This window comes from Pseudomonas sp. P5_B2 (assembly GCF_056400445.1).
Window position 1 is genome coordinate 1 of the sequence record NZ_JBFULH010000306.1, and the last position, 4968, is coordinate 4968.

A 4968-nucleotide genomic window follows, 5' to 3' on the forward strand; every position below is an offset into this window, starting at 1 on the left:
ACTTCAAGGGGGCTGAGCCATGGAATCGTTGCTGCCTTTTTTGCTGTTTGCCTTCGTTGCCTCGATTACCCCGGGACCGACCAATATTCTGGTGTTGAGCCACAGTTCGCGGTGGGGGCTAGGCGCCACACTGCCCATCATTTTTGGCGCATGCGTGGCGGCGTCGCTGATTGTGTTGGCAGTCGGGCTCGGCGTGGGCGAGACGTTGTTGCGGTTTCCGCGTGTGCAGCTGGCGATGTCCTGGGCCGGTGTGCTCTGGTTGAGTTGGCTGGCCTGGAAAATCTTTCAAAGTGAGCCGCCGTCACTGGCCCCGGCCACCTCGCGTGACGAGGGTCTGAGTGTGTTAGGCGCCGCCACCCTGCAATTGGTCAACCCCAAGGTCTGGATGATGGCGGTGGCGGTGGTGAGCGTGTTCGTCGGTGGTGGCGACAAGACCCTGCGGCTGCTGGTGTTATCGCTGGTGTTTCTGTTGGTCTCTTTGCCATGCATGACCCTGTGGGCATTGCTCGGCATGGGAAGTGCCCGGGCTTTTGGTTCGCCACTGGCGTTCAAACGCCTGAACTGTGCACTGGCTTTTTTGCTGCTGGTGTCGGCCTGGTTGACCGTACTGGTGTAGGTCGACCGTTGCCTGGACAGAGCGCTTTAATTAGCCGCTGGACCGGCAAGGCTCAAGTGGTTCGGCATCATTCTGAGCCAACAGTGGCCTGTTGAGACACCCGATTCCTGCCCGTGCGTTTCGCTTGGTAAAGCTGCTGATCAGCCCGTTTGATCAGCGCGGTCGCCGTGGTATCCAAAGGCGAGGCCAGCCCGATGCCGATACTGACGGTGACGTGCCCGACCGAGGCAAAGGTTGCATCGGCGATGGCTGCACGAATCTTTTCGGCAACGACTTCGGGGCTTTCGGGTACCTCGACTTCCGGCAGCAACACCGCGAACTCTTCACCCCCATAGCGGGCCAGGAAGTCTGTGGCGCGAGTGTTGTCCTGAATCAGCCGGGCGAGCTGGCGCAGCACTTCATCGCCGATGGCATGGCCGTGGGTGTCATTGATGTGCTTGAAGTGGTCAGCGTCGATGAACAGCAAGGCGAACGGGCGTCCCGTGCGTTGGAATAACAGGCTGTTTTCGGCYAGTTTTTCATCGAATCGCCGCCGGTTGAACACGCCGGTCAGCGCATCATGAGTCGCCAGTTTCAATAGCTCGGCGTTGGCTTGGGTGAGGGCCGCAGTGCGCTGTGCGACGGTGGCTTCCAGTGACGCATTGGCCTCTTGCAGCTCACGCTCTTTGCGCAGCAATGACTCAGTCATGCCTTGCAACGACTGGCCGAGCTGGGCAATTTCGCGCACCGAATGATCCCGGGGAAACCTCGCGCCGACCTGTTGGTTCTGTACCTGTTTGGCCGCTTTTGCCAGTTGCTCGATCGGACGGCTGAGGTACAGCGCCAAGTAGTAGGCCACCAGGCCAAATACCAGTGCCGCTGCCACACCCAACCCCAGCAGTTTGTAAAACAAGACACGTGCGGGCTCAAGCGCAATGTCCAGCGGTTGTCGAACCGCGATGTACCACGAAAGGTTCGTGCTCAATGGCGTTGGAACCGCGACCATACTGGTCAGGAAACCATCGCCCACCCACCAACCGGGGTTGGTGGGCGTCTCTATCGCAGCCGCCGGCATGATGGGCATTTGCTGCCCCAGGAGCCGTTCCGGGTAGAGCACTTTGCCGTCGTGGTCGACAATCAGCGCTTGCATTTCAGACGCCCGGTCTTTGCGCATGACCGCGGCATCCACAATCCGGGTCACCCAGCTCCAGTGCGCATGGGCGCCCAATACACCGACCACTTGACCCGCGGTATTGTGGATGGGCGCAGCGAAATCAATGAATCTCAACGGTTCGCCGGTAGCYGTCCCCGGCAACAGCTTGGCCAGTAATACTGCTTCATGAGGATCGCCGGTATAGGCATGGCGTAGCCCGGCCTGAAACCACGGGCGTTCTTTCACCGATTGATTGACCAGCAGGCCATTCACAGCTTGTCGCACACGCCCGTCGCTATCGGCTACGCCCATCCACGCGTACTCGGCGCGGGACTGCGAACGCAAATCCATCGAGGTCAGAATATCCGGATCGTCGAGGTTGCCACGTGTAAACAACGGGGCACGGCTAAGGAGGGAAACTTCGAGCTGCCGTTCGTGCAGTTGCGCACTCAACAACTCGGCCGCAGACCGGGCGGTGCTCAACAAGGCATTGCCGCTGGCCTGCTTCATTTGCCCGGTGGCGATGTGGCCCACATAAAACCCTACGCTGACCAGCGTGAGCAACGACAAACCCGCAAACCACAGGGTCAGGTGACTGCGCAGACTGGCTTTGATCATGGGTGGTTTCTAATGTCTGAGGTGGAAGTATGGTATGCGCAAAGCGTTGGGTGGGGCCAGTGGCAGAGAAATTCCCCCCAGCTCATGAACACGTCAGCGACCGCTTAAGCGGTCCCTGGCCTATGCTGTCGGCTTTTCAGCAAGCCGGTTTCTGGCGGGGAATATAGATGGAACATCGGTGTGAAGTAGCAGTGCTCGGTTTGGGGGCGATGGGCGCCGCCACGCTGTATCAATTGGCGAAAGCCGGGGTCAAGGTGACTGGCATCGACCGCCACCATCCACCTCACACCCAGGGTTCAAGCCACGGCGATACACGGATCACCCGCCTCTCGGTCGGCGAGGGTGCCGAGTATCTGCCGATCGTGCGCAACTCTCATCGCATCTGGCGGGAACTCGAAGCACTGTCCGGTGAGTCGTTGTTCGAACAGTGTGGCGTGTTGGTCATGACCTCCAGCCCCGGCTATGACGCAGACGATGACAATGACTTCACCCTGCGCACTATTCGTCTCGCGAAACGCTATGGTATTGAGCATGAGGTGTTGGCAGCCGAACAGATTCGTCAGCGCTTCCCGCAGTTTTCACCCGTGCTGGACACCGCTGTCGGCTACTTCGAACCGAGCGGTGGTTTTGTCCGGCCTGAGCGTTGTATCGCGGTGCAACTCAAACTCGCCGAGGAACGTGGCGCGACACTGTTCAACGGCGAAACCGTCACGCATATCACCTCGGATGATCAGGGCGTCACCGTCATCACCGACCAGCGCACAATCCTGGCCGACAAAGTGGTAATCAGCGCCGGCATGTGGTCGGCGGGTTTGCTGGGCAGGCCTTTCGATCAATTGCTGAGGGTGTGTCGGCAGAAGCTGTTTTGGTTTGAACTGGAGGAGGGGGCCCGGTTTGCATCGGTATCGCCGACCTTTATCTACTCACACGGCGCCGGCGATGAAGCCTCGAACTACGGCTTTCCACCGTTGCCCGGCGAGGGCAGCCTGAAGGTCGCAACCGAGCAATACAGTGAAGAATCTTCACCCGAGACGCTGGACAGAACCGTCAGCGAAGCCGAAGCAAGCGCCATGTTTGAGGCCCACGTGCGCGGCAAGATTGCGGGCGTCACCTCTCGGCTGGCCAACTCAGCGGTGTGTGCTTACACCGTGACCCCGGACAGTCACTTCATCATCGATGAACACCCGACACTGAAAAACACCCTGGTGGTGTCCGCCTGCTCGGGGCATGGCTTCAAGCACTCGGCTGCACTGGGTGAGGCGTTTGCGCAGTGGTGCATGCGGGGCAGCAGTGACCTGGATTTGTCGGCGTTTTCGTTGAAGCGGTTTGAGGGCAGAGGTGTTGAGTGAGTTCGGTGCTCAGTCCTCGGTAAGCAGCCGCTCGATCTGCGCCAGCTCCCACGCGCTGAGAAAACTGACCGGGTCGGTGCCGTAACGTTGCCAGCTGTCGAGATCACCCTCGCGGCCGTCGGGGCTGTGGCAGCTTTGGCAGTGGCGCACATGGACGCCGTCGACGTCGAGGGTCAGGCGCCAGCCGTCGATGTCGACTCGCACCTGGCCGGGCCCGGCAGGTATATCGAGGCGTCGCAAAAGGTGAGTGCCCAGGGCAGCATGGCGCAATGTCTGGTAAACCTCGCGGGCGGTCAGGGGTGGCACAGGAGTCTCCAGCAAAATATTGGTCAGGCGCCGATGCGCCGGGTTACGAAGCCAGCCATTCTTTGCGTAAACTTTTGCGCCTGCAAGCAGGTGCCCATTGATTCACTCGCGCCTGGCTCTATACGTTCGGGAACAGAACATGAWGCAATCCACTGTAATCATCACCTTCACCTGTCTTCTCAATGCAGGTGTGTTCAGCGTTCCGGTACAGGCGGCCGGTGATGTTGAAGCGGGTGCGACACTGTTCAAACGGATCTGCGGGGGTTGCCACCAGGTCGGGGAATCGGCACGGGGTTCATTTGGTCCGCAGCTCAACGGTATCTTTGGACGACATTCCGGCAGCACGGCGGATTATCAATATTCCGACGCCATGAAATCCGCCGGTATCGTCTGGACTCGCGAAACACTGACCGCCTACCTCGAAGCCCCGAAAGATGTGGTCCCTGGCACCCGCATGATTTTCTGGGGGGTCAGCGATCCGGAAAAGATCGGCAACCTGCTGGCTTACCTGCAAACCTTTCAGGAGCAGTAGCGCTTTACTTCATTCATCTAATTTCCCCAACTTTTGTGTTGTCGACAAAGTTGTTGTAGGGCGCAATGTAAATAGAAGTTTTACTCCGCCTTACAAATTCCTTACACAAAACAGCTGTACCATAAATGCCTTAAACCATCGCCTGAAAATCCCTCTTGCAAGTCCAGTGAGCCCGCATGCGCGCGGCATCAAAATGACTGAACCCCGGAAGCTACGACTTGAAAAACCTGATCAATCGCTTCGCAACTCCACTGACCACTGGCTTCTTTATCGTTTCTATGATTTCTGGCGTGGCGCTGTTCTTCCATTGGGCACCGGCGCTGTTTCATAGCATGCATGAATGGCTCAGCATTGTTCTTCTGGTTCCATTTGCGTTGCACTTATGGAAGAACTGGGGGCCTCTGATGGGGTATAT

5 protein-coding genes and 1 pseudogene are annotated in these 4968 nt (G+C 58.6%); 4 read left to right on the forward strand and 2 right to left on the reverse strand.

Annotated elements, in window-relative coordinates; genetic code table 11:
* The first annotated feature begins 19 nt into the window (after positions 1-19).
* A complete protein-coding gene (locus AC1DRJ_RS19070; protein WP_477803516.1) occupies positions 20-616 on the forward strand; it encodes a LysE family translocator in 597 nt (198 codons plus the stop codon).
* Between the two features lie 67 nt (positions 617-683).
* Here AC1DRJ_RS19070 and AC1DRJ_RS19075 read toward each other — a convergent pair whose 3' ends face one another.
* Positions 684-2366 (reverse strand): sensor domain-containing diguanylate cyclase, encoded by a 1683-nt coding sequence (locus tag AC1DRJ_RS19075; RefSeq protein WP_477803517.1) that lies wholly within the window; start codon positions 2364-2366, stop codon positions 684-686.
* Between the two features lie 167 nt (positions 2367-2533).
* Here AC1DRJ_RS19075 and solA point away from each other — a divergent pair, with 167 nt between their 5' ends.
* Positions 2534-3715 (forward strand): N-methyl-L-tryptophan oxidase, encoded by a 1182-nt coding sequence (gene solA / locus AC1DRJ_RS19080; RefSeq protein ID WP_477803518.1) that lies wholly within the window; start codon positions 2534-2536, stop codon positions 3713-3715.
* Between the two features lie 9 nt (positions 3716-3724).
* Here solA and AC1DRJ_RS19085 read toward each other — a convergent pair whose 3' ends face one another.
* Positions 3725-4021 (reverse strand): DUF7693 family protein, encoded by a 297-nt coding sequence (locus AC1DRJ_RS19085; protein WP_477803519.1) that lies wholly within the window; start codon positions 4019-4021, stop codon positions 3725-3727.
* A gap of 139 nt (positions 4022-4160) precedes the next feature.
* Between AC1DRJ_RS19085 and AC1DRJ_RS19090 the strand changes: the two genes are divergently transcribed.
* Together AC1DRJ_RS19090 and AC1DRJ_RS19095 are read left to right on the forward strand one after the other, a co-directional pair.
* Positions 4161-4553, forward strand: a complete 393-nt coding sequence (locus AC1DRJ_RS19090; RefSeq protein ID WP_477803520.1) for a c-type cytochrome — start codon at positions 4161-4163, stop codon at positions 4551-4553.
* A 218-nt stretch (positions 4554-4771) separates the two neighbouring features.
* Positions 4772-4968: pseudogene (locus tag AC1DRJ_RS19095) on the forward strand (DUF4405 domain-containing protein); the annotation flags it as partial.

Excerpts from the sequence above, each read along its gene's own strand:
- AC1DRJ_RS19070 (WP_477803516.1), top strand. The coding sequence starts at position 20 with ATGGAATCGTTGCTGCCTTTTTTGCTGTTTGCCTTCGTTGCCTCGATT.
- solA (WP_477803518.1), top strand. The coding sequence starts at position 2,534 with ATGGAACATCGGTGTGAAGTAGCAGTGCTCGGTTTGGGGGCGATGGGC.